Annotated in this window: 25 protein-coding genes; 16 read left to right on the top strand and 9 right to left on the bottom strand. The window is 72.9% G+C overall.

Annotated features, from left to right (window positions below):
* Window positions 1-16: 16 nt before the first annotated feature.
* Window positions 17-514 (bottom strand): GNAT family N-acetyltransferase, encoded by a 498-nt coding sequence (locus EKO23_RS11415; RefSeq protein WP_134717309.1) that lies wholly within the window; start codon window positions 512-514, stop codon window positions 17-19.
* Window positions 507-1,274 (bottom strand): GNAT family N-acetyltransferase, encoded by a 768-nt coding sequence (locus EKO23_RS11410; protein WP_134717307.1) that lies wholly within the window; start codon window positions 1,272-1,274, stop codon window positions 507-509. The genes EKO23_RS11415 and EKO23_RS11410 overlap by 8 nt, the downstream gene beginning before the upstream one ends.
* 50 nt (window positions 1,275-1,324) lie before the next feature.
* Between EKO23_RS11410 and EKO23_RS11405 the strand changes: the two genes are divergently transcribed.
* Window positions 1,325-2,182 (top strand): alpha/beta fold hydrolase, encoded by an 858-nt coding sequence (locus EKO23_RS11405; protein WP_134717305.1) that lies wholly within the window; start codon window positions 1,325-1,327, stop codon window positions 2,180-2,182.
* 30 nt (window positions 2,183-2,212) lie between these two features.
* Entirely contained in the window at window positions 2,213-2,941 is a 729-nt protein-coding gene (gene recO / locus EKO23_RS11400) for a DNA repair protein RecO (protein WP_134717302.1), read from the top strand.
* Between the two features lie 13 nt (window positions 2,942-2,954).
* Here recO and EKO23_RS11395 read toward each other — a convergent pair whose 3' ends face one another.
* Complete coding sequence (locus EKO23_RS11395; RefSeq protein ID WP_134717300.1) at window positions 2,955-3,404, bottom strand: MarR family winged helix-turn-helix transcriptional regulator; 450 nt, start codon at window positions 3,402-3,404, stop codon at window positions 2,955-2,957.
* A 72-nt stretch (window positions 3,405-3,476) separates the two neighbouring features.
* Here EKO23_RS11395 and EKO23_RS11390 point away from each other — a divergent pair, with 72 nt between their 5' ends.
* From EKO23_RS11390 to EKO23_RS11380, 3 genes are all read left to right on the top strand, one after another.
* The gene (locus tag EKO23_RS11390; protein WP_134717297.1) at window positions 3,477-4,253 is read left to right on the top strand and encodes an isoprenyl transferase; all 777 of its coding nucleotides are present in this window, start codon (window positions 3,477-3,479) and stop codon (window positions 4,251-4,253) included.
* 65 nt (window positions 4,254-4,318) lie between these two features.
* The gene (locus EKO23_RS11385; RefSeq protein WP_134717295.1) at window positions 4,319-4,852 is read left to right on the top strand and encodes a SigE family RNA polymerase sigma factor; all 534 of its coding nucleotides are present in this window, start codon (window positions 4,319-4,321) and stop codon (window positions 4,850-4,852) included.
* Entirely contained in the window at window positions 4,845-5,690 is an 846-nt protein-coding gene (locus EKO23_RS11380; RefSeq protein ID WP_134717294.1) for a hypothetical protein, read from the top strand. Before EKO23_RS11385 ends, EKO23_RS11380 begins: the two co-directional genes overlap by 8 nt.
* A 12-nt stretch (window positions 5,691-5,702) precedes the next feature.
* Here the strand turns inward: EKO23_RS11380 and EKO23_RS11375 are convergent, their stop codons facing one another.
* From EKO23_RS11375 to EKO23_RS11360, 4 genes are read right to left on the bottom strand one after another with little or no spacing between them, the layout of a single operon-like run.
* A complete protein-coding gene (locus EKO23_RS11375; protein WP_134717292.1) occupies window positions 5,703-6,110 on the bottom strand; it encodes a Fur family transcriptional regulator in 408 nt (135 codons plus the stop codon).
* On the bottom strand, window positions 6,097-7,092 hold the full coding sequence (locus EKO23_RS11370; RefSeq protein ID WP_134717290.1) for a metal ABC transporter permease: 996 nt from the start codon (window positions 7,090-7,092) through the stop codon (window positions 6,097-6,099). Before EKO23_RS11370 ends, EKO23_RS11375 begins: the two co-directional genes overlap by 14 nt.
* Window positions 7,092-7,946 (bottom strand): metal ABC transporter ATP-binding protein, encoded by an 855-nt coding sequence (locus EKO23_RS11365; RefSeq protein WP_134717288.1) that lies wholly within the window; start codon window positions 7,944-7,946, stop codon window positions 7,092-7,094. The genes EKO23_RS11370 and EKO23_RS11365 overlap by 1 nt, the downstream gene beginning before the upstream one ends.
* Window positions 7,943-8,911: a metal ABC transporter substrate-binding protein gene (locus tag EKO23_RS11360; RefSeq protein ID WP_134717286.1), complete on the bottom strand. Its 969-nt coding sequence runs from the start codon at window positions 8,909-8,911 to the stop codon at window positions 7,943-7,945. The genes EKO23_RS11365 and EKO23_RS11360 overlap by 4 nt, the downstream gene beginning before the upstream one ends.
* Window positions 8,912-9,091: 180 nt before the next feature.
* On the opposite strand from EKO23_RS11360, the gene EKO23_RS11355 reads away from it, so the two are divergent.
* The 8 genes from EKO23_RS11355 to bfr all read left to right on the top strand — a co-directional run bounded on the left by EKO23_RS11355 (window position 9,092) and on the right by bfr (window position 17,461).
* Window positions 9,092-9,409, top strand: a complete 318-nt coding sequence (locus EKO23_RS11355) for an antibiotic biosynthesis monooxygenase family protein (protein WP_134717284.1) — start codon at window positions 9,092-9,094, stop codon at window positions 9,407-9,409.
* Window positions 9,410-9,808: 399 nt separating this feature from the next.
* Window positions 9,809-11,209, top strand: a complete 1,401-nt coding sequence (locus EKO23_RS11350) for a glycine--tRNA ligase (protein WP_134717282.1) — start codon at window positions 9,809-9,811, stop codon at window positions 11,207-11,209.
* 44 nt (window positions 11,210-11,253) lie between these two features.
* Window positions 11,254-11,907, top strand: a complete 654-nt coding sequence (locus tag EKO23_RS11345; protein WP_134717280.1) for a hypothetical protein — start codon at window positions 11,254-11,256, stop codon at window positions 11,905-11,907.
* 86 nt (window positions 11,908-11,993) lie between these two features.
* Window positions 11,994-13,352: an SWIM zinc finger family protein gene (locus tag EKO23_RS11340; protein WP_217702580.1), complete on the top strand. Its 1,359-nt coding sequence runs from the start codon at window positions 11,994-11,996 to the stop codon at window positions 13,350-13,352.
* A gap of 1 nt (window position 13,353) precedes the next feature.
* Complete coding sequence (locus EKO23_RS11335) at window positions 13,354-15,888, top strand: DUF6493 family protein (RefSeq protein WP_134717278.1); 2,535 nt, start codon at window positions 13,354-13,356, stop codon at window positions 15,886-15,888.
* A gap of 109 nt (window positions 15,889-15,997) precedes the next feature.
* A complete protein-coding gene (locus EKO23_RS11330) occupies window positions 15,998-16,657 on the top strand; it encodes a DUF6281 family protein (protein ID WP_134717277.1) in 660 nt (219 codons plus the stop codon).
* A 122-nt stretch (window positions 16,658-16,779) separates the two neighbouring features.
* Window positions 16,780-16,983, top strand: a complete 204-nt coding sequence (locus EKO23_RS11325; protein ID WP_134717275.1) for a (2Fe-2S)-binding protein — start codon at window positions 16,780-16,782, stop codon at window positions 16,981-16,983.
* A gap of 10 nt (window positions 16,984-16,993) precedes the next feature.
* Window positions 16,994-17,461 (top strand): bacterioferritin, encoded by a 468-nt coding sequence (gene bfr, locus EKO23_RS11320; RefSeq protein WP_246051031.1) that lies wholly within the window; start codon window positions 16,994-16,996, stop codon window positions 17,459-17,461.
* Window positions 17,462-17,480: 19 nt separating this feature from the next.
* Here the strand turns inward: bfr and EKO23_RS11315 are convergent, their stop codons facing one another.
* Entirely contained in the window at window positions 17,481-17,816 is a 336-nt protein-coding gene (locus tag EKO23_RS11315; protein ID WP_134717273.1) for a YciI family protein, read from the bottom strand.
* A gap of 11 nt (window positions 17,817-17,827) precedes the next feature.
* Window positions 17,828-18,172 carry a TraR/DksA family transcriptional regulator gene (locus EKO23_RS11310; RefSeq protein ID WP_134717271.1) on the bottom strand — a complete coding sequence of 115 codons (345 nt, stop codon included), beginning with the start codon at window positions 18,170-18,172 and terminating at the stop codon, window positions 17,828-17,830.
* Window positions 18,173-18,260: 88 nt separating this feature from the next.
* On the opposite strand from EKO23_RS11310, the gene dusB reads away from it, so the two are divergent.
* The 3 genes from dusB (at window position 18,261) to EKO23_RS11295 (ending at window position 21,893) form a co-directional block, all read left to right on the top strand.
* Window positions 18,261-19,424 carry a tRNA dihydrouridine synthase DusB gene (gene dusB / locus EKO23_RS11305; RefSeq protein ID WP_134717269.1) on the top strand — a complete coding sequence of 388 codons (1,164 nt, stop codon included), beginning with the start codon at window positions 18,261-18,263 and terminating at the stop codon, window positions 19,422-19,424.
* 216 nt (window positions 19,425-19,640) lie between these two features.
* Complete coding sequence (locus EKO23_RS11300; protein ID WP_134717267.1) at window positions 19,641-20,558, top strand: VldE C-terminal domain-containing protein; 918 nt, start codon at window positions 19,641-19,643, stop codon at window positions 20,556-20,558.
* 60 nt (window positions 20,559-20,618) lie between these two features.
* On the top strand, window positions 20,619-21,893 hold the full coding sequence (locus EKO23_RS11295) for a deoxyguanosinetriphosphate triphosphohydrolase (protein WP_134717265.1): 1,275 nt from the start codon (window positions 20,619-20,621) through the stop codon (window positions 21,891-21,893).
* Window positions 21,894-21,914 lie beyond the last annotated feature (21 nt).

Below are 21,914 nucleotides of genomic sequence, written 5' to 3'. Positions count from 1 at the left end.
GCGGGTTCGGACCGGATCAGGAACGACGAGTCTCCAGATCGGGAAGGGCCATCCAGTCGCAGAGCTCCTCCGCGCCCGGCCGGATCGGCTCGGACTGGCCGGTCGCGACGAAGCCGTAGCGCTCGTAGACCGCACGGGCGCGGTCGTTCCCGCGGGCGACCTCGAGCACCACTCGGTGCCCGGCGGCCGTCGCGGAGCGCACCACGAGGTCGAGCACGCTGCTGGCCAGCCCGAGCCCGCGGTACGCCGGATCGGTCCACATCGCGACCACCTGCATGAAGCCCGGCCGGAACTCGAAGGCGCCACCGAGAGCCGCCGGGGTGCCGTCGAACGCCCCGATCACCGACAGCCCGGACAGCCGTTCCCGCCAGGTCTCCTCGCCGAACACCTGCTCCCGGGCGAAGGTGGAGCCGAACGCGTCCGGGTCGGCGGCCAGCGAGCGCAGCCGGAGGTCCCGCCAGGCCTCCCAGTCGTCGGGCCCGGCGCGGCGCACGGACACGCGCGGGTCAGCCATCGAGGCCCTCCAGGATGCATCCGGTGGCGATTCGCTCGAAGCCGATCGCCCGGTAGATGGACGTGGCCTCGTGGGAGGCCGCGGTGAGGAACACCGTGCGCACGCCACGTGCCCGGCACTCGTCGCGCAGCGCCGCGGTGATCGCGGTGCCGATGCCCTGCCCGCGGGCGGAGCCGATCACCGAGATGCCCATCAGCTCGGCGACGTCGCCCCGCGGCGACGCACTGCCGCCGCCGACCACCGCGCCCCGCCCGTCGTACGCCGCGACCATGACCAGGTTGCCCTCGTCGATCAGGTGCGGCCGCGCCCCGAGGCTGCCCGGCTCCACCGTGTCCGTGCCCTGGAAACCGGCGCCGACCGCGCCGACCACCATCGCCAGGTCCGCGCTGTCGCTGCGCAGGACCTCGCACCGGCCGGGCGCGCCGTTGCGACCGGGAAGGTCACGGTCGGAGGTCATCAGCGGCACCACCTCGACCTCGGCGTCGGGGAGCGCCTCCCGGACCGCCGCCAGCAGGGAGGGGGTGGTCTCGTGCACCCACTCGACGGCCCGCGGGACGCCGAGCTCCTGCTGGCGCGCGAGCACCCGGCGTACGTCGTCGGCCGTGATGTCGTCCGCGAGCCCCAGCCGGGGCCGTGCGTAGAACTGCCAGCCGGTGGAGCCGTCCGCGACGAACAGCGTGAACGGGCCGACCTCCTCAGTCGTGGCGGCCACGCGCGGGACCGTGTCGTAGTAGTGCTCGATGCGCTCCAGCTGCTGCATGCGACCAGCCTTCCAGCCGCGCGAGGGCCCGAGCCACTAGATTTCGGTGCATGTCGGGACGACAGCTGGTGTCCGAGCGGATCGGGCAGTTCTTCATCGGGGAGGACCGCCTGGAGTACACCGAGTACGGCGGCGGCGAGGCCTGGGTGGTCCTGCTGCACGGGCAGCTCATGCCGCGCCGCATGCAGCAGCCGCTGGCGCGGGCCCTGGCCGCCGAGGGCCTGCACGTGGTCACCCTGGACCTGCTCGGGCACGGGCGGTCCGACCGTCCTGCCGACCCGCTGGTCTACTCGATGAGCGCGTTCGGCGAGCAGGTGATGGCGCTGCTCGACCACCTCGGCGTCGACGAGGCGGTCATCGGCGGCACCTCGCTCGGCGCCAACGTCTCGCTGGAGGCGTTCATGCACGCCCCCGACCGGGTCCGCGGCCTGATCGTGGAGATGCCGGTGCTCGACAACGCCCTCGAGGCCGGGCTGGTGGTGTTCGGCCCGATGATGCTGTGCGCCCGGTACCTGCCGTTCACGGTCCGGGCGCTACGCGCGGTCACCCGGCCCATCCCGCGCGGCCTGGTGCCGTTCTGGGCGGGGATCGCGCTCGACACGTTCGACCAGCAGCCGGCCTCCATGGCCGCGGTGCTGCACGGGATCGTGTTCGGGCGGATCGCGCCGCCGTCCCGGGCCCGCCGCGCGATCGACGTGCCGACCCTCGTGGTCGGGCACCCCAAGGACCCGATCCACCCGGCGGCGGACGCGGCGATGCTGGCCGAGGAGGTCCCCGGCGCCCGGTTCGTGCAGGCGCAGAGCATCCTCGAGTGGCGGGTGCGCCCCGAACGGCTGGACGCGATCACCGCCGAGTTCGCCCGTGAGTGCTGGCACGACCGGCTCGGCCACCGCCGCGTCGGGTCCTGATCACGGCCCCGCACGGGGCAGAATGAAGGGGTGCCCCTCTACCGTGCCGAGGCGGTCGTGCTGCGCACCCACAAGCTGGGGGAGGCCGACCGCATCATCACCCTGCTGACCCGGTCGCAGGGGCTGGTGCGCGCCGTCGCGAAGGGCGTGCGCCGTACGTCGTCGCGCTGGGGCTCGCGGCTCGAGCCGTTCACCCACGTCGACCTCCAGCTGGCCGAGGGACGCAACCTCGACGTGATCACGCAGGCGGAGACGATCGACCCGTTCTCGGCCGGGCTGGGCGCCGACTACGAGGCCTACACCGCCGGCACCGCGATGCTCGAGACCGCCGAGCGGCTGATCGCGGAGGAGCGGCAGCCGTCCGTGCAGCAGTTCCTGCTGCTGGTCGGCGGCCTGCGCGCGCTGACCTCCGACGAGCACGGCGCCGGGCAGGTGCTCGACTCCTACCTGCTGCGCTCGCTCGCGGTGGCCGGCTACGCCCCGTCGTTCGACGCGTGCGCGCGGTGCGGCACCGAGGGGCCGCACCGTTGGTTCAACCCGTCGGCGGGCGGGGTGCTGTGTGCGTCCTGCCGCCTCCCGGGCTCGGCCACCCCGTCTGCCGAGACCGTGGTCCTGCTGGGGGCGCTGCTGGCCGGCGACTGGCCGGTGGTCGACGCCGCCGAGCCACGGCACCTGCGTGAGGCGACCGGACTGGTCGCGGCGTACCTCCAGTGGCACCTCGAGCGCGGCCTGCGCTCGCTGGCCTACGTCCAGCGCTGAGCGCCGGCCGGGGTCAGTGCGGGACCGCGTCCCGGGCGATCCAGAGGTCCATCGTGTCGTTGAACCGCTGCAGCGCGCGCAGGAACTGGCCCCGCTCCTCGTCGGTCCAGTCGACGAGGATCGCGTCGAGCATCCGCCGGCGGTGCGCGCGGGCCGTCTCGACCGTGTGCGTGCCGTGCGCGGTCAGGTAGAGCAGCGTCGCCCGCCGGTCCAGCGGGTCGCTGGCCTTCTCCACCAGCCCGATGCGCTCGACGGCCTGCACCTGGCGGGTGATCGTCGACGGGTCGAGCCGGAAGGCGGTGGCGATGCTGCCGAGACGTTGCGGCCCCTCGTCGGCGAGCAGGCACAAGATGGCGTACGCCGACCGCTCGAGCTCGATCTCGCCCGAGGACGTCTGCACGTGGATCGCGTTGGTGCGTCGCAGGAGCTTGAAGAGCTGCTGCTCGATCTGGTCGTTGTCCAACCCGTTTCACCCCCTCCCCAGAGCAGTGATGCTCGAAGCATAGGACCGCCGGGCTCTCGTAGTCTGGGAATCGTGACTCGTCAACCACGGCCTCCGCGGCCCCATCCCTCCGGTGCCGTCCCGCCGCCGGTCCCGCGCACCCTGGTGCCGCGCCACGTGGCCGTCGTCATGGACGGCAACGGCCGCTGGGCCAAGGAGCGCGGGCTCCCGCGGACCGCGGGGCACGAGCAGGGAGAGCACTCGCTCTTCGACGTGGTCGAGGGAGCGATCGAGATCGGCGTCAAGGCGATCTCCGCCTACGCGTTCTCCACGGAGAACTGGACACGCTCCCCGGACGAGGTGCGCTTCCTCATGGGCTTCAACCGCGACGTGATCCGCCGCCGCCGCGACGAGATGCACGAGCTCGGCGTGCGGGTCCGGTGGGCCGGCCGGACCCCGCGGCTGTGGCGGTCGGTGATCAAGGAGCTGCAGGCCGCCGAGGAGATGACGAAGCACAACAAGGTGCTGACCCTGACCATGTGCGTCAACTACGGGGGCCGGGCCGAGCTCGCCGACGCGGCCCGCGCGATCGCGCGCGAGGCCGCGGCCGGGCGGCTGGACCCGGAGAAGGTGACCGAGAAGGTGTTCGCGAAGCACCTCTACGTGCCCGAGCTCGCCGACGCCGACCTGGTCTGGCGCACGTCGGGCGAGCAGCGGCTGTCCAACTTCGTGCTGTGGCAGGCGGCGTACTCCGAGCTCGTGTTCTCCGACGTGCTCTGGCCCGACGTCGACCGGCGGCACCTCTGGGACGCGATAGACCAGTACGCCCGGCGTGACCGGCGCTACGGTGGTGCTGTCCCGAACTCCTGACACCTCGGGAACCAGGCGGGCGCCTCGCGGGTCGTTCCTTCTCAAGGACGGCCGAGGGAGGTGCGATGAGCGAGGAGATCCTGTCCCGTCAGCCACGACGGGTGGCGGACCAGCAGTCCGACGCACTCCGCGACGTGTTCGAGGGGTCGTACCGACGACTGGTGGTGCAGCTGTACGCCGTCACCGGCGACAGCGTGGAGGCGGAGGACCTGGTCCAGGAGGCGTTCGTGCGGGCGGTGGCCGCCGGCCACCGGTTCCTCAGGGCGGACAACCCCGAGGCCTGGCTGCGCACGGTCGCGATCAACCTGCACCGCAACCGCTGGCGCAAGCTGCGCAACTACTCGCGGATCCGGCACCGGATCGAGGAGCCGCGCGACCTGGCCGGCCTCGAGGAGCACGTGGTCGTGGTGAACGCGTTGCGATCGCTGCCGGCGGAGCAGCGCGAGGTGATCGCGCTGCACCACCTGGCGGACCTGAGCGTCACCGAAGTGGCCGAGGTCCTCGGCTGCAAGGAAGGGACGGTCAAGTCCCGGCTCAAGCGAGGGCGTGACGCGCTCGCCAAGGTGCTGGGCCCGTGGGAAGGGGGATCCGATGAGTGAGCAGCGGCTCAAGGACTTCGCCTCGGAGGCCGAGCACCTGGTGCAGGCCCCCGAGCTGGACGACCTCGTCGGGCGCGGGCGCGACCTGCGGCGGCTGCGGCTGACCGTGGTCGCCGCCGCGGCGGTGCTCGTGACGGTCGCCGGCGGCATCCTCGCCTCCGTCGACCACGACGACCAGACGGGTCCGCCAGCCCAGACGCCGGACGACGTCGTGCCGCGGGCCGGCAAGCAGTTGCTGACGGCCGATGAGGAGCTGGAGGCCGGAGAGCAGCGTTTCTACGTTCCGTCGGTGTTCGGCGACGACCGGGTCTGGTTACGCGCTCCCGGCTCGGGCTGGGAGTGGTGGGGCGAGGGTGCCGTGAAGTGGCAGTCGGACGACACAGTCCCGGCCGGGCAGGCCGAGCCGTATGTCCGCTACACGATCCTGCCCCTCGAGCAGGTGATGGCGGGGCGTCCATGTGACCCCAGCCACGCGAACAGCCGATGGAAGGACGTCGGAGACGACCCGACGACCGCCGCGGAGAAGATCGGCACCATCCCCGGCCTGCGACTGGTCCAGGCACCCGAGAGGACGGAGCGCTTCGGTGTCCAGGTCGTGCACGTCGGCGTCGCGCTCCGGACACCCTGCCCCAACAAGTCGGATCGGAACCTGTTCATGGGTAACGGGAGCGTGATCTGGGGGTCGCCCCCCGGTGACTACGACGTGTGGATCGCGAAGCTGTCGAGCGGCGGCTTGGTCATGATCGCCGCGGACCACCACCCGGACGTGGCCAAGTCGTACCGCGAGCAGCTCGAGGCGCTGCTGGACAGCACCCGCATCGACGACGGGGCGGACTGACCACGGGACGGACTAGCGACAGGCCGGGCAGGTGCCGAAGATCTCGAGGGTGTGGCTGATGTCGGCGTACCCGTGCTCCGAGGCGATCGACCGGGTCCACCGCTCGACGGTGGGCCCCTCGACCTCGACGGTGGCGCCGCAGGACCGGCAGACCAGGTGGTGGTGGTGCGTCGCCGAGCAGCGACGGTAGATCGCCTCGCCGTCCTCGGTGCGCAGCATGTCCACCTCGCCGACCTCGGACAGCTTCTGCAGCGTGCGGTAGACCGTGGCCAGGCCGACGTTGCTGCCGGCCCGGCCGATCAGCTCGTGGATCTCCTGGGCGCTGCGGAAGTCGTCGAAGGCGGCCAGCGCCTCGACCACCGCGGTCCGCTGCTTCGTGGGGCGCAGCGGCTGGGCCTCGCCCCGCTCAGTGCTCGTCATAGTGACCTCCGTGCGCCGCGTGGCGGTGGCCGTCGTGGATGTAGTCGACGTGGTCGCCGTGCTCGACCGCCGGGTGCCCGCAGTCGTCGCCGTGCACGTGCGGGTGCTCGTCGGTGACCTCGTGCCCGAGCGGTGGCTCGGCGACGAACGGGGTCCGCAGCCGGGCCCGCCGGCGCAGCACCGCGCCGATCGGCCAGGTCACCGCGAACCCGGCCAGCGCGAGCAGCACGATCGTGGGACCGGGCGCGACCCGCCACTGGTACGACGCGAACGCGCTCACCACGAGCCCGCCCAACGAGGCCGCCACGCCGAGGCCCATGGCCAGCGCGAGCGTCGTGCGGAACGACCGGGTGACCTGCTGCGCGGTGGCCACCGGCACCACCATCAGCGCCGAGACCAGCAGCAGCCCCACCGTGCGCATCGCGACCGTCACGGTCACCGCGGCCAGCACCGCGACCAGCACGTTGTAGGCCTGCACGTTGAGACCGGCGACCCGCGCGAACTCCTGGTCCTGGGCCACCGCGAACAGCTGCGGCATCAGGCCGACGCAGATCACCACGACCAGTGTCGCGAGCGCCATCGTCGCCCACACGTCGCTGACCGAGATCGACGTGATCGACCCGAACAGGAACTCCTGCAGCCGCGCCGCGCTCTGGCCGGCGATCCCGGTGATCAGCACGCCGCCGGCGATGCCGCCGTAGAACAGCAGCGCCAGCGCGACGTCGCCGTTGGTGTGCCCCTGCACCCGGATCACCTCGACCAGCACCGCGCCCAGCACCGCGACCACGATCGCGGTCCAGGTGGGGGAGGAGCCGGTGAGCAGGCCGAGCGCGACACCGGTCACCGCAACGTGCCCGAGCCCGTCGCCCATGAGGGCCAGCCGGCGCTGGACGAGGTAGGTGCCGACCGTCGGGGCGGCCAGGCCCGTGAACACCGCGGCCAGCATCGCCCGGATCATGAAGTCGTAGCCGAGGATGTCCATCAGGCCCTCCCGTCCGGCCGGCCGGACCCGTTGCCGGTGCCGAGGCCGCTCGCGGTGCCGCCGACCCCGCCGTCCAGGGGTGCCGCGACGTGCGGGGCGTGGTCGTGCCGCGGCGCCTCGTGGTGGTGGTGGCTGTGCGACTCGAGGAACAGCGGGTGGTGCACGGCGTCGTCGGCCAGCGGCGCCCCGTCGTAGGCCAGCCGTCCGTCGCGCATCACCAGCGCCCGGTCCACCAGCGGGGCCAGGGGACCGAGGTCGTGGGCGACCAGGACGATCGTCGCGCCGCGGTCCTTGAGCACCCCGAGGGCCCGGGCCAGCGCCTCCTGGTTGGGCAGGTCCACGCCGGCGGTCGGCTCGTCGAGGAACAGCAGCTCCGGCTCACCGGCCAGCGCCCGGGCGATCAGCACCCGCTGCTGCTGGCCGCCGGAGAGCGCGGTCACGCCGTCGCGGGCCCGGTCGGCCAGCCCGACCACCTCGAGGGCGGCGCGGATCGCGGCCCGGTCGGGGCCGAGCAGCGGTCGCAGCCAGCGGCGGCGGGTGAGCCGACCCGAGGCGACGACCTCCCAGACCGAGGCGGGTACGCCGGACGCGGCAGTGGCGCGCTGCGGGACGAAGCCGATCCGCTGCCACTGGTGGAAACCGTCGAGGTCCTCGCCGAACAGGTGGACCGAACCCGCCGTCAGCGGGCGGAGCCCGGTCATGGCGCGGACCAGGGTGGACTTGCCGGAGCCGTTGGCTCCCATGAGCGCCACGAACTCGCCCTGCCGCACCTCCATCGAGATGCCGCGCAGCACCGGTCGGCCGGCGATCGCGACCGCCGCTCCGTCGACCGTGACCACGGTGGGGGACGTCATCGACATCCGTTCGCCCTCTCGAGCTCGCGCAGGTTGCGCCGCATCAGGGAAAGGTAGTCCTCGTCGGCGGTCTGGTCACTCAGTCCCTCGATCGGGTCGAGCACCGCCACCTCCACGCCGAGGTCGCCGGCCAGGGTGTCGACGGTCTTGCGGCTGACCAGGGTCTCGGCGAAGACGGTGGTGATGCCCTCGGCCTCGACCAGGTCGTGCAGGCGGGCCAGGTCGGCAGGCGTCGGCTCGGCGTCGGGGGAGAGGCCCACGACCGGCTCGATGTGCAGCCCGTAGTGGGCGAGGTAGCCGAACGCGTCGTGGTTGACGACCACCGTGTCCCGCTCGCAGTCGGCCAGCCCCGCGGCGTACTCCCGGTCCAGGCGCTCGAGGTCGGCCCGCAGGTCGGCGGCGTTGGCCCGGACCTGGTCGGCCCGGCCCGGGTCGAGCCCGGCCAGCTCGTCGGCGACCGCGTCGCCGACGTCGGCGAGAAGCAGCGGGTCGAGCCAGAAGTGCGGGTCGAGGTCGCCGTGGTCGTGGCCGTCGTCGGCGGAGTGCTCCTCGTCGGTGTGCTCGTCGGTGTGGTCGTCGGTGTGCCCGTCCTCGTGGTCGTGCTCGGCGAACGGCCGCAGGTCGACGACGTCGGTCACGTCCAGCACCGCCCCCTGGGCGTTCTGCTCGATCGCGGCGTCCACGGCCGGCTGGAATCCCTGCTCGTGGATGACCAGGCCGGCGTCCTCGACCGCGGCGGTCTCCCGGATCGAGAGCTCGAGGTCGTGCGGCTCGCTGCCCGGCTGGGTGAGGTTGACGACGTCGAACCCGTTGCCGGCCACCCGCTCGGCCACCCACGCCAGCGGGTAGAACGCGGCCACCACTGTGTGGTCGTCCGCGGGCTCGCTGGTCAGGGCGCTGCAGCCGCCCAGCAGCACGGCGGCGGCCGGCACCAGTGCCAGGCGGGCACGGAGCGACGTTGACATGAGAACGATTCTCAGGTCAGTTGAGAATCATTGTCAACTCGTCCTGCCGCCGGGTCGTGCGCACTCGGTTTCGAGTCGCTCGCTGGCGCTCGCTCCTCGACCAGCGGGCGGCGCTCGCTCGTCAACCAGCGGGCGGCGCCCGCTCCTCAACCAGCGGGCGCGCGGCTTAGGGTGGCGGTCGTGCTGGTGGTGAACAGGTTCCGGGTCGCCGAGGACGCCGCGGTCGGCTTCCGGGCCGACCTCGAGGCGGCGCACGGATTGCTGGCCGGGCGGCCCGGCTACCTCGACGGGCACGTCGGCCGCAACGTGGACGACCCGGAGCTCTGGGTGCTGACCACGCGGTGGGAGAGCGTCGGCGCCTACCGCCGCGCGCTGTCGTCGTACGACGTCAAGGTGGGCGCCGTTCCGCTGCTGAGCCGGGCCCTCGACGAGCCCAGCGCCTTCGAGGCGGTGCTGCCGGGCGAGCCCGTGAACACGGCCGACCCGCGCGTCACCTGAGCACCCTGCACCCCACCCGCACCGGTCCCGGTCTCCCGGTGACGCGGGTGGTAGCGCCCCGCCCACCCGTCCGAGATGTCCGAATATGCCCCGGCCGGGGCATGGTGTCCGGACGGTCGTGCCGGAATGCTTGTCGCGTGCCCTTCGGGGCGCAGGGCAGGACGAGGGAGCGTTCGTAGCGGGGGACGGGCGTACTGCTCGCCGCCGTCCTCGCGGCGGGGGCACTGACCGGAGCGGCGGGGGACGACGCAGCCGGCGGCGCCGCCGAGGACGGCGGCCCACCTCGCTCCCGGTGAGTCCGGGACCCACCCCGAGCACACGATCCTGTGGCGGCGCTCGTTAGGCTGATCCTTCGACCACCTGACCGGCAGCCAGCCGGCCGACCCAGGAGTGATCTTCGTGGCCAAGCCGCCCCCCTCGACCGTGGACAACGTCGTCTCCCTCGCGAAGCGGAGGGGTTTCGTCTTCCCCTGCGGCGAGATCTACGGCGGCACCCGATCGGCCTGGGACTACGGCCCGCTCGGCGTCGAGCTCAAGGAGAACATCAAGCGCCAGTGGTGGCGCTCGATGGTCACCATGCGCGACGACATGGTCGGCCTCGACTCCAGCATCATCCTGCCCCGTCAGGTGTGGGAGGCCAGCGGTCACGTCGACACCTTCACCGACCCGCTCACCGAGTGCCAGTCCTGTCACAAGAGGTTCCGGGCGGACCACCTCCAGGAGGAGTTCGCCGAGAAGAAGGGCATCGAGGACCCCGACGACGTCGACCTCGCCAGCGTGGCCTGCCCCAACTGCGGCACCCGCGGCGCGTGGACCGAGCCGCGCCAGTTCTCCGGCCTGCTCAAGACCTACCTCGGCGTGATCGAGGACGAGACCGGCCTGCACTACCTGCGCCCCGAGACCGCCCAGGGCATCTTCGTCAACTTCGCGAACGTGGTGACCTCGAGCCGCCAGAAGCCGCCGTTCGGCATCGCCCAGATCGGCAAGAGCTTCCGCAACGAGATCACGCCGGGCAACTTCATCTTCCGCACCCGCGAGTTCGAGCAGATGGAGATGGAGTTCTTCGTCAAGCCGGGCGAGGACAAGGAGTGGCACCAGTACTGGATCGACGAGCGCACCCGCTGGTACGTCGACCTGGGCATCGACCCGGACAACCTGCGTCACTACGAGCACCCCCAGGAGAAGCTGAGCCACTACTCGACGCGCACCGTCGACATCGAGTACCGCTTCCGGTTCTCCGGCTCTGAGTGGGGCGAGCTCGAGGGCATCGCGAACCGCACCGACTTCGACCTGACCACGCACGCCAAGCACTCCGGCCAGGACCTCTCCTACTTCGACCAGGCCAACAACGAGCGCTACGTGCCCTACGTCATCGAGCCCGCGGCCGGCCTCTCGCGCAGCCTGATGACCTTCCTCGTCGACGCGTACCACGAGGACGAGGCGCCGAACACCAAGGGCGGCGTCGACAAGCGCACCGTGCTCCGACTCGACCCGCGCCTGTCGCCGGTGAAGGTCGCGGTGCTGCCGCTGTCCCGCAACGCGGACCTGTCCCCGAAGGCCAAGGCCCTCGCGACCGAGCTGCGCTCGGCCGGCTGGAACGTCGACTTCGACGACTCCGGCGCGATCGGTCGCCGCTACCGCCGCCAGGACGAGATCGGCACGCCGTACTGCGTCACGGTCGACTTCGACACCCTCGACGACAACGCGGTCACCGTCCGCGAGCGAGACACGATGCAGCAGGAGCGGATCGGCCTCGACGGCATCTCCGCGTACTTCGCGACGCGTCTCGTCGGCTGCTGAGCGCGTCGCCCCGACCTGTGGAGACCGGTATGCACAATGGCCGCATGACGACGCTCGCCCGCCTCGCCCCGCTCGCCCTCGTCGCTGCGCTCGCCCTGAGCGGCTGCGGCGGGGACGACAGCGGCGAGGGGTCCGGCAGCTCGACCACCGCCGGCGGCGACTCGACCATCTCGACCAACGGCCCGGACGGCGACGGCAGCCAGACCCCCCAGCCGGGTGCCGAGCTCGCCCTCGGTGACTCGGCCCCGCTCACCTGGTCGCCGAAGCAGGGCCTGGAGGGGGAGGTCGACGTCAGCGTGGACCGCCTGGACCGGGCGACGATGAAGGACTTCTCCGCGTTCAAGCTCGACCGCGCGATGAAGCGTTCCACGCCGTACTACGTGCACGTGACGGTGAAGAACACCGGCACCTCCAACCTGTCCGGCGTCGAGCTGCCGATCTTCCTCGACAACGGCTCCGACGTGCTCTTCCCGGCGGCGCGGATCACCAGCTCGTTCAGGCCGTGCCCCAGCCAGCCGTTGCCCAGGCAGTTCACCGAGGGCAAGCGCGCCCAGCAGTGCCTGGTGTTCCTCGCCGCGGAGAAGACCAGGCTCCAGGCGATCGCGATGCGGCCGACCGAGGACACCGAGCCGATCACCTGGACCGGCAAGATCACGCGGCCGGCGCAGGCGAAGCAGAAGGTCGCCGCGAAGGGCTGAGCGCTCCGGCTCGGACCAGCTGCTCGACGGTCGGGAGTTCCCCCATCTGCGTCCCTCCGGTCGGTCGGCTCGCCTAGTGTGCACGAGTGGCCGCGGCTCCGGAGCAGATCTACCGCTACCCACGGTCGTCGACGGTCGTCGTCGAGCCCGCGGGCACCGAGGTCGCGCTCGCGACGAGCGGTGGCGTGACGTCGCGCGGACCGGCCGCGCACCCGGTGTTCTTCGACGGCTTCCTCGGCCATCCCGAGCAGTCCGCTGCCGCGCTGCTCGCGGTCGCGAAGGTGGCCCGGACCCGCTTCTACACACCGCCCGGCATGGTCGCCGCCATCCTCCGCGCGGCCGACCCGGTGGTCACCAGCAACGGCGACCGGCTGCGTTTCGAGTCGTTCTCGGCGTGCTGCGGCGTCTACGCACGGTACGACGTGCTGCCGGGCGCCCTCGACGGTCCCGCGATCGACACGGGCACCACCAACGTCGACTTCAACCCGCCGATGCGCCGGGCGCTGGCGACGGTCGGCGGTCTCGACCCGGTCCACCTGCGGGTCGGCGAGGACGTCGAGGTCACCACGATGGAGGCAACCGTCGTCGAGCGGAAGGTGCCGCTGCCCGAGCGGTGGCTCAAGGGCTTCGTCGAGGTGCAGCTGGTGGCCGCCGTCTCGACCCCCGCGTTCGAGGTGCCGGCAGCCGAGGCTCGTCGGTTCCTGCGGTCCCTGCCCGCCACCGCCGGACGCAAGCCCCTGTGGGTGGTGCCGGCCGGCCGCGGACTGCGCCTGACCAGCCGGCCGAACCCTTCCGGGGTCAGCCTCTCCGGCACCGACCGGCTCAAGCCGCTCGAGCCGCTGCTCCGGTTCGCGCGTGCACTGCGTGCCTACGCCGCGCCGTACGACCCCCTGGGGGCTGGGGGGATCTGGGAGCTCGACCTCGACGACGCCCGTCTGGTCGTCGGGCTCAGCCCCGACCTCAGCCGCGGCTTCTCCGGGGAGGGTGGCGTGCTCTGGGACCTCGCCGACGACGCGACCGAGGAGGATGCCGACGTGGTCAGCGCCCTGCTGGCCTTCGAGCCCCGCATCGACGTGGCCCGACTGGCCGTCGAGGCCGGGCTCGCCGAGGACCGGGTCCGCCGGGCGCTGGGCCGGCTGGGCGCCGCGGGGCGCGTGGGCTTCGACGCGGCCGACTCGGCGTACTTCCACCGCGAGCTGCCCTACGACGCCGAGCGCCTGGCCGCCATGCACCCACGGCTGCGTGACGCCCGGGCACTGGTGGAGGCCGGAGCGGTGCGGCTCGACGGGAGCACCGGCTACGTCACCAGCGGTGGCACCGAGCACGTGGTGCGCCGGACGCCCGAGGGGGACCGGTGCACGTGCCCCTGGTTCGGCCGTCACCGGGCCAGCCGCGGGCCCTGCAAGCACGCACTGGCCGTGGATCTCGAACGACGGGGGACCTGACATGGACGCCGACGAGCTGATCGCGATGTTCGGCTCGGAGCACCGGCACACGCTGGTGGACCGGCTGGCCCCGCTGACCGAGGTGGAGCGCAAGAAGCTGGCGCCCGCCGTGCGTGCGTGGGGCAAGGAGAACTACCCGGACCGCACATCTCGTGCCGGCTTCTTCCTGGCCGCACTCGGCACCCTGGGTGGGCCCCGGCAGGTGGCCACGGCGTTCTCGTTCTTCTGGGGACCTGACCACGGGCAGGTCGACCTCGCGATCCGGGTGCTGCGCGACCGGCAGCCGCACTGGCTGCCGGAGCTCCCCGACGCGCTGCTCGCCGAGTCCTCCAACTGGCCGCTGGTCCGCGCCCTGGTCCGCGAGGGCCTGGCCGCCCGCCCGGCCGAGTCCGCCGACTACCTGCTGCACCTGGTGCACGGCGTCCGCGCGGATCCGCGCTGGGACGCGACCGAGACCACCCGGCAGTGCCTCGAGCGGGATCCGGGGCTCCTCGAGCACGAGCTGTGGGACCTGCTCGCGCTCGAGACCGCGGGTCGGCGGCTCGCCTACCAGGACTCGTGGCTGCAGAAGCCGTGGACCCCGCCCGGGCGACCGGCGGAGGCGCGCCGCGAGCCGACGCCGGAACGCACCTGGCGGCACGGGCTCGCGGCGCTGGCGAACGACGGTGTCATCGACCGGAGCCGCTTGCTCGACGCCGCCCTCGCGGCCCCCTTGCAGGACTGGGCCGCCGTCGACATCGCGTGGTACGTCGGGCTGCTGGGCGAGCTGGACCCCACCGACGACGAGGTGCTCGCCAGGCAGCAGGTCTGGTGCCGACTCCTCACGGTCGACCACGGGCCGTCCGTGAAGCTGGCGCAGAAGCGGCTCCTCGGTCTCGTCGACCGTCTCGATGTCGACCCGCTGCTGGAGGCCAGCCGGGCGACGCTGGCCCGGCCCGACAAGTCCAGCGTCGCGGCGCAGCTGCGCCTCCTGGCCGCGGTGGCGAGGGCCCACCCGGCCGCCGCGGTCGGCGACGCCGCAGCGGTGGCGCTCGACCACCCGCGGACCGACGTGCGGGAGCAGGCGATGGCCCTGCTCGCCGGCATCGCCCCCGACCTGGCCTCCGACCTGGCCCCAGGCATGGTGGACGCCGCGCCGTTCACTGCCCCGGCTCCGGTTCTGCCGCCGGAGCCGGAACGGGTGGTCCCGGTCGCGGACCCCGACGAGCTCACGGAGCTCTTCCTCCAGCTCATCGAGGAGGCCGACGACCCGATCGCCGTGGAGCGCCTCCTCGACGGCGCCCTCCGGTTCGCCACCCAGCGGCCGGCCGCCGCCGAGGTGCTCCTGCGACGAGTCGACGACGAGCACTACGGCGCGCTCCTTCAGGTCCTGTGCGCGCTGGCCAGCGCCTGGCTGAGCGATGACCGCAGCGCTGCCCGCCGGGGCGCGAACCTCTTCCTGGGGGAGAGCGGCTGGCTGGACCGGCGGCCGCCGTCGCGTTCGCTGATGGAGACGCTGTCGCTACGGCTCCAAGCGGTCTCCCGAGCCGTCCGCACGGGGGGAGCGCCGTCGGTGGCACTCCCGACGTACGCCGACGGGTCCATCGACCCCGCCGACCTCTCCGAGCGGCTGGCCGGGCCCCGCCGGGGCCGGCCGGTGCCGGAGGACCTCGCGCTGGCGGTGCTCCGGGTCCACCCGGACCGGCTCGACGAGGTGAGCGTCGGCCGCGGCTGGGCCGCCAGGATCGTGGCCCGTGCGGTGACGGAGGTGCGTGAGGCCCGGCCGGTGTGGGAGCGGGTGGCGGACGTGGTGCCGCAGCGCTACCCGTTCCAGCAACCGGTCGCGATGGTGACCTTCCGCGACCGGGCGTCGGGTGTCGGCCGGGAGGGTCCCGTGGCGGCCCTGCTCTCGCGCCGCCACCCGCTGGACGACGTCCGTGGAGACCGCCTGCACCAGGGGCTCTACGACTCGAGGTTCGAGCAGGCACTCGGGCTCGCGACCCTGATGCTGCCGCACCACCCCGACCACCTGGCCGCCCACGTTCACCCGTTCCTGGTGCGGGACCTGGCCAGGGACCGTGCGCAGACCGTGCCGCTGGCGGACGCCTGGGCGCGCTCCCGCGGGCCGGGCGACGCACCGCTCGCGTCCGCCCTGGTGCTGGGCCTGGCGGCCCGGGACGCCCGCGCCCGCACGGCTACCCAGGACGCCCTGCTCGACCTGGCGGCCGCAGGGCGCCTCGACGGCTCCGAGCTGGGTCGCCAGGCCGGCGCCCTGCTCGCCGACGACACGGTGATCGGCAAGCGCGTCGCGGAGGGCCTGGCCGCGACGGCGATCGCCGACGATGCGGCCGTCGTCCCGGTCCTCGACGCGCTGGCCGCGCTGCTCCCCGTGCTTCCCGGGCGTCGGGACGCCGGTGCGTTCCTCGAACCGGCCGCGGAGCTGGCCGAACGCTCGGGCCGGCCGGTGGCCGTCCCCGACGAGCTGCGCCGGGTGGCCGGGGGTCGCTCGACGTCCCTGGCCGCGAAGGCGGCGCGACGGCTGCTCGCCGTCGAGTGAGGTGTCGACCGGGGACGGTGACGGTTCGGTTCCCCGACGGGAACCGCCCACCGACCACCGCCGTCCCACTGACGTGGGAACCCCGACCAGGTCACGGCCCGTCCACCACGTGCTCCTCGTGGTCGCGGCCCTCCTCGCCCTCGCCGGCTGCGGGTCCGGGGCGGGCCCCGGCTCCGGTTCCGGCGATGCCGCGTCGTGCGCGGCGCTGATCCGCTACGACGGTCATGACTACCTCGGCACCGGCGAGCTGAGGCGGACCCCGGCGACCACCGGCCGCACGCTGCGCGCCGCGGTGCCGGGCTGCGACGACACCGGCGAGCAAGGCCCCGCCCCTCACGACGAGGCGGTCCGGGTCGAGGAGCTCGCGGGCATCGACCCGGACGTGGCCGTGCTCTGGAATGGTGCGGTCTTCGTGCGCCGGGGGCGCATGCTGCCGCCGTCCACCCGGGTCTGGTTCCGCGCTCCGTGGTGCACGTCGCCCGGGCAGGTCGAGCTCACCGGTGCCTGGCTGGGCGTCACCGGCCCGCGGAAGCCGCGCTTCGACGGCGACCTGCGACCGCCGTACCGGCTGGCGCTGCGGGTGACCGACGGGCCCGCGGCGTACGTAGGGGCGACGGTGACGGTCCACGCCACGGCGGACACCGACCCGGCCCTCACCAGGAAGGATGCCGAGCAGGCCCTGTGGGACGACGGCCAGCTGGTCGCGACGGTCCGGTGCGCGGCCGGCCGGTTCGAGGCCACCGCGCTCCGGACGGTCCCGGCCGGCTGAGCAGGTGGCGGTCGCCGGACGTCCGCATCGTGGTCGGTCCGGGACGCAGTTCCGGCAGGGAGGGAGGGCGGGTTAGAGTGTGCTGTTATTAGGCAAGCCTTACCGAACTCCAGGAGCGCGACGTGATCGTGTGCCACTGCCGCGTCGTCAGCGACCGTGCGATCACTGCCGCCGTCGCTGAGGGGGCTCGCACGGTCGCCGCCGCGTGCAAGGCCACCGGCGCGGGACGCGACTGCGGCACCTGCGTCTTCTCCGTGCGGGCACTCCTGTGCCAGCATCTGGAGGAAGAACGCGGTCTCGTGGAGGTGGATGGTGCAGCCAGCTAGCCCTCGTGTCGTGGAGCTCCTGAACGACGCGCTCACGTTCGAGCTCACCGTGACCAACACGTACTTCCTGCACGCCCGGATGCTCGACAACTGGGGACTGCCCAGGCTGGGCAAGGTCTTCTACGAGCTGTCGATCGACGAGATGCGTGATGCCGACGACCTGATCAACCGGATCCTCCTGTTCGACGGCCATCCCAACGTGCAGCGGCTGAACCCGATCCGGGCCGGCGAGACACCCGAGGAGATGCTGCGCCTCGCGCTGGCCAGCGAGCTGGCGGCGGTCGCGCAGTTCAACGCCTCGGCCGAGGAGTGCCACCAGCTCGGCGACCACGGCACGGCCGCCGTGTTCGAGGAGATGGTGCGTGACGAGGAGAAGCACGCCGACTGGTTCGAGGGCCAGGTCGACGCGCTCGAGCGGGTCGGCACCGCGCAGTACCTCGCGCAGCAGATCGCGGCGGGCGAGGGCCCCGGCGAGTAGCCGTCCCGACGGTCCGTCGTCACCCGACGTCGATGTCCGCCCGGTCACCCAGGGTCACCGGCACCGACGGGACCCACCAGGTGTCCACGGTGACCTCGAACCAGCCGGCCCGCACGGCCGGGTCGGCGGTGGCGAGCGCCCGGGCCTCGTCGGCGTCGACCGTGTAGACGGTCAGCCCGCGCAGCCCGGGGGTGTCGCCGCCGCGGACCGGCCCGTTCAGCGCGATCAGCCCGCGGTCGCGCAGGCTGGCCAGGTAGGCGAGGTGCTCGGCCTGGATCCGGTCGTCGTCCGGGCCGTCCGGCGGCCGCGGGTCCGGGGTCATCAGGCGGACGACCGAGAGTCGCTGGAACTGCATCGCTGGCCTGGCTACCGGCGCGCCGACGCGCAGTCGATGCAGAGCCGGGCGGTCGGACGGGCCTCCAGCCGTCCCGGCGCGATCGCCCGGCCGCACCGCTCGCACACGCCGTACGTGCCGGCCTCGAGGCGGGCGACCGCCGCGTCGACCTCGGACAGGTGCGTGCGGGCCTGCTCGATCAGGGCCCCGACCTGGGAGCGCTCGAACGCGATGGTCGCGCCCTCGGGGTCGTGCTCGTCGTCCTGGTTGGCGTCGAGCGTCGCCGCGACCACCTCGTCGTAGTCGTCGGTCAGCCCGGCCAGGCGCTGCATGACCTGCCGGCGTTCCTCCTGGAGGAGCAGACGTGGTTCCTGCATCCGCCCATCGTGGCACTCCGCCGTCGTCACAGGGGAGGGTCCGCACCGGCGAGCACCTGATTTGGGCCCGTCGCCGGGGCGGCGGACAATGACGACCGTGTCCGCCACCGCCACCTCCCCGCTCACCGGGGGTCTCACGCTCGGCAACGTCCGCGTCAAGACCCCGGTCGTGCTGGCGCCGATGGCCGGCATCACCAACGCGGCGTACCGCCGGCTGTGCGCCGAGCAGGGGGCCGGGCTGTACGTCTGCGAGATGATCACCAGCCGCGGCCTGGTCGAGGGTGACGCGGTCACGAGGTCGATGCTGGTCTTCGACGAGCTCGAGAGCGTCCGCAGCGTCCAGCTCTACGGCACCGACCCGTCGTACGTCGGGCGGGCGGCGGAGATCCTGTGCGCGGAGTACGGCGTCGCGCACATCGACCTCAACTTCGGCTGCCCGGTCCCGAAGGTCACCCGCAAGGGCGGCGGGGGAGCGCTGCCGTGGAAGCGTGGCCTGCTGGCCGACATCCTGGAGTCCGCGGTCGCCGCGGCCGGGCGATACGACGTCCCGGTCACCATGAAGACCCGCAAGGGCATCGACGCCGACCACCTGACCTTCCTCGACGCCGGGCGGATCGCGCAGGAGTCCGGCGCGGCCGCGATCGCGCTGCACGGCCGGACCGTCGATCAGGCCTACTCCGGTGAGGCCGACTGGGACGCGATCGGCGAACTGGTCGGGCACGTCGACATCCCCGTCCTCGGCAACGGCGACATCTGGGAGGCCGGTGACGCGCTGCGCATGGTCGAGCAGACCGGCGTGGCCGGCGTCGTCGTCGGCCGCGGCTGCCTGGGGCGGCCGTGGCTGTTCCGCGACCTCGCCGCCGCGTTCGCCGGCGAGCAGGTCGCCACCCTCCCGACGCTGGGCGAGGTGGCCGCGATGATGCGCCGCCACGCCGAGCTGCTGGTCGAGCACATGGGGGAGGAGCGCGGCTGCAAGGAGTTCCGCAAGCACGTCTCGTGGTACCTCAAGGGCTTCCGGGCCGGCGGTCCGCTGCGGCACGCGATGGCGCTGGTGAGCACGCTGGCCGAGCTCGAGGTGCTGCTCGCCGAGCTCGACCCCGACGAGCCGTTCCCGGTCGCCGAGCTCGGTACGCCGCGGGGTCGCCAGGGCAGCCCCCGCAAGCGGGTGGTGCTCCCGGAGGGGTGGCTCGACGACACCGACGGCTCCGGGTACGGCCTCACCGAGGAGCTCAGCGAGACCTCGGGCGGCTGAGGGGGCGGCTGACCCGGCGGCCGACCCGGGCCTCTCTTCCGCTCTAGACCAGTGGTCCTCCGGCGCATCGCCGGGCCCGTGAGCGGGAACACGCTCCGGAGTTGCCGCAGGAATGGGACATTTCGCGACGCTTTATGTTTCACTCGGTTCTTCGTGCCTCGGGCCGGATCGGCCGGCGGCACGAAGCCATGTCAGCAATCGCAAAGGATCAGCGCTGTGGCAGACCCTCGCCACAAGCGGGACACCAATGCCCGCCCCAAGAACAAGACCAAGAACCCGAGCCAGCAGAAGAAGAAGCACCCGGTAGCCCTCGTCGCCGGGCCCATCGCCCTCACGGCGACCCTCGCGTCGGTCGCGGTCGGCGTCCTCGCCTCGACCCCCGGCACCCAGGACATGGTCGCCTCCAACAACCGGAACGCGATCGGCAGCCTCACCCGCGACGACGACAGCGTCTCCCGTTCCTCGGGCCGCTCGAGCTACGACACCGGTCGGCTCGCCTCCCTCGCGTCCTTCCAGAAGAAGCAGACCGCCGCCGAGCTCGCCGCGACCCGCAAGGCCGTCCGCGGTGCGAGCGAGAAGCGCTGGGCGACCGCCGACCTCAACCTCTGGACCGCCGCCGACGACGGCGCCCGCAACGTGGGTCTCCTCGACTCGGGCGAGAAGGTGCTGATCACCGGCCGGACCGACAGCGGACGCGCCGAGATCGTGGTGAAGGACGAGGCGCTCTGGGTCACCGCCGAGTACCTCTCCGACGAGAAGCCCGAAGAGGACCCGGCCGGCATCGGCGGCTCCTGCACCAACGGCACCTCGGTGCCGAGCGGCGTGAGCCCCAACATCGTCAAGGTGCACGAGGCCGTCTGCGCGGCGTTCCCCGACATCACGACGTACGGCACGTTCCGGGGCGACGGCGAGCACTCCCAGGGCCTGGCCATCGACATCATGGTCAGCGGTGCCGAGGGCTACGAGGTCCGTGACTTCGTCCGTGCCCACTACGCCGAGCTGGGCGTGAACTACATCATCTACTCCCAGCAGATCTGGTCCGTGGACCGCAGCGGCGAGGGCTGGCGGGGCATGTCCGACCGCGGGTCGACGACCGCCAACCACTACGACCACGTGCACGTCACGACGTACTGACCGTCCCGGCACCGCCGTCCGACTGCTGACGGTGGGCGGCCACCGCTAGGGTCACCAGCGATGGACGCCGACCTCTACGACGCCGCCGCGCGCGAGCGCCTCGTGCCCGAACCCCCCAAGCGGGTGGCCGCCCCCGAACGCACCGCGTTCGAGCGGGACCGGGCGCGGGTCGTGCACGCGGCGGCGTCGCGGCGTCTGGCGGCCAAGACCCAGGTGGTCGGCCCGCAGACCGACGACTTCGTCCGCAACCGGCTCACCCACAGCCTCGAGGTCGCCCAGGTGGCCCGCGACCTGGCCCGGGCGCTGGGCTGCCAGCCCGACGTCTGCGAGACGGCGGCGCTCGCCCACGACCTCGGCCACCCGCCGTTCGGCCACAACGGCGAGCGGGTGCTGGCCGAGCTCAGCTCCGGCTGCGGGGGTTTCGAGGGCAACGCCCAGACGCTCCGGCTGCTCACCCGGCTGGAGGCCAAGACCTTCGACCCGGCCGGCCGGTCCGTCGGGCTCAACCTGACCCGGGCCACGCTCGACGCCTGCACGAAGTACCCCTGGCCCCGGTCGGCCGCCTCCGAGCCGACCGGCGTGCACGCCGACGGGTCGCCGCGGGTGGTGGTGAAGTTCGGGGTCTACGACGACGACCGTCCGGTCTTCGACTGGATGCGGGCCGGGGTGGAGGGGACCGCGCAGGAACAGGCGCAGTGCCTCGAGGCGCAGGTGATGGACCTCGCCGACGACGTCGCCTACTCCGTGCACGACGTCGAGGACGGCGTGGTGGCGGGGCGGATCGACCTGTCCCGGATCGACCGGCCGGCCGCCTGGCAGACCGTCCGCGACTGGTACCTCCCCGACGCCGGCGACGACCTCCTCGACGAGGTTCTCGACGACCTGGCCGCGGTCGCCGGCTGGCCGGAGTCGGCGTACGACGGGACCCGGCGGGCGCAGGCCGCCCTGAAGAACCTCACCAGCGACCTGATCGGACGGTTCTGCGGGAGCGCGCAGGAGGCGACGTTCGCGGCCTCGGACGGCCCGTTCGTGCGCTACGCCGCGTCGCTGGTGGTCCCCGAGCGCACCCGGCTCGAGATCGCGGTGCTCAAGGGCATCGCCGCCCACTACGTCATGCGCGCGGACGACCGGGTGGCGGCCATGGAGCGACAGCGCGGGCTGCTCGCCGAGCTGGTTGCCGCCCTGCTCGAGCGCGGCCCGGACGCGCTCGACCGGGCCTTCGCCGACGACTGGAAGGAGGCCCCTGACGACGCCGGCCGGCGCCGCGCGGTCATCGACCAGGTGGCCTCCCTGACCGACGCGTCGGCCGTGGCCCGCCATGCCCGCCTCACCTGAACCGCCCGGCACGTAGACTCC

The sequence above is a fragment of the Nocardioides guangzhouensis genome (genome assembly GCF_004519545.1).
Taxonomy (GTDB): domain Bacteria; phylum Actinomycetota; class Actinomycetes; order Propionibacteriales; family Nocardioidaceae; genus Nocardioides; species Nocardioides guangzhouensis.
Note: the sequence above shows the minus strand (reverse complement) of the source record. Positions and strands in the feature narration are given on the sequence as shown.

Excerpts from the sequence above, each read along its gene's own strand:
- EKO23_RS11415 (WP_134717309.1), bottom strand. The coding sequence starts at position 514 with ATGGCTGACCCGCGCGTGTCCGTGCGCCGCGCCGGGCCCGACGACTGG.
- EKO23_RS11410 (WP_134717307.1), bottom strand. The coding sequence starts at position 1,274 with ATGCAGCAGCTGGAGCGCATCGAGCACTACTACGACACGGTCCCGCGC.
- EKO23_RS11405 (WP_134717305.1), top strand. The coding sequence starts at position 1,325 with ATGTCGGGACGACAGCTGGTGTCCGAGCGGATCGGGCAGTTCTTCATC.
- EKO23_RS11385 (WP_134717295.1), top strand. The coding sequence starts at position 4,319 with ATGAGCGAGGAGATCCTGTCCCGTCAGCCACGACGGGTGGCGGACCAG.
- EKO23_RS11380 (WP_134717294.1), top strand. The coding sequence starts at position 4,845 with ATGAGTGAGCAGCGGCTCAAGGACTTCGCCTCGGAGGCCGAGCACCTG.
- EKO23_RS11375 (WP_134717292.1), bottom strand. The coding sequence starts at position 6,110 with ATGACGAGCACTGAGCGGGGCGAGGCCCAGCCGCTGCGCCCCACGAAG.
- EKO23_RS11370 (WP_134717290.1), bottom strand. The coding sequence starts at position 7,092 with ATGGACATCCTCGGCTACGACTTCATGATCCGGGCGATGCTGGCCGCG.
- EKO23_RS11365 (WP_134717288.1), bottom strand. The coding sequence starts at position 7,946 with ATGACGTCCCCCACCGTGGTCACGGTCGACGGAGCGGCGGTCGCGATC.
- EKO23_RS11360 (WP_134717286.1), bottom strand. The coding sequence starts at position 8,911 with ATGTCAACGTCGCTCCGTGCCCGCCTGGCACTGGTGCCGGCCGCCGCC.
- EKO23_RS11345 (WP_134717280.1), top strand. The coding sequence starts at position 11,254 with ATGACGACGCTCGCCCGCCTCGCCCCGCTCGCCCTCGTCGCTGCGCTC.
- EKO23_RS11335 (WP_134717278.1), top strand. The coding sequence starts at position 13,354 with ATGGACGCCGACGAGCTGATCGCGATGTTCGGCTCGGAGCACCGGCAC.
- EKO23_RS11315 (WP_134717273.1), bottom strand. The coding sequence starts at position 17,816 with ATGCAGTTCCAGCGACTCTCGGTCGTCCGCCTGATGACCCCGGACCCG.
- EKO23_RS11310 (WP_134717271.1), bottom strand. The coding sequence starts at position 18,172 with ATGCAGGAACCACGTCTGCTCCTCCAGGAGGAACGCCGGCAGGTCATG.
- dusB (WP_134717269.1), top strand. The coding sequence starts at position 18,261 with ATGACGACCGTGTCCGCCACCGCCACCTCCCCGCTCACCGGGGGTCTC.
- EKO23_RS11295 (WP_134717265.1), top strand. The coding sequence starts at position 20,619 with ATGGACGCCGACCTCTACGACGCCGCCGCGCGCGAGCGCCTCGTGCCC.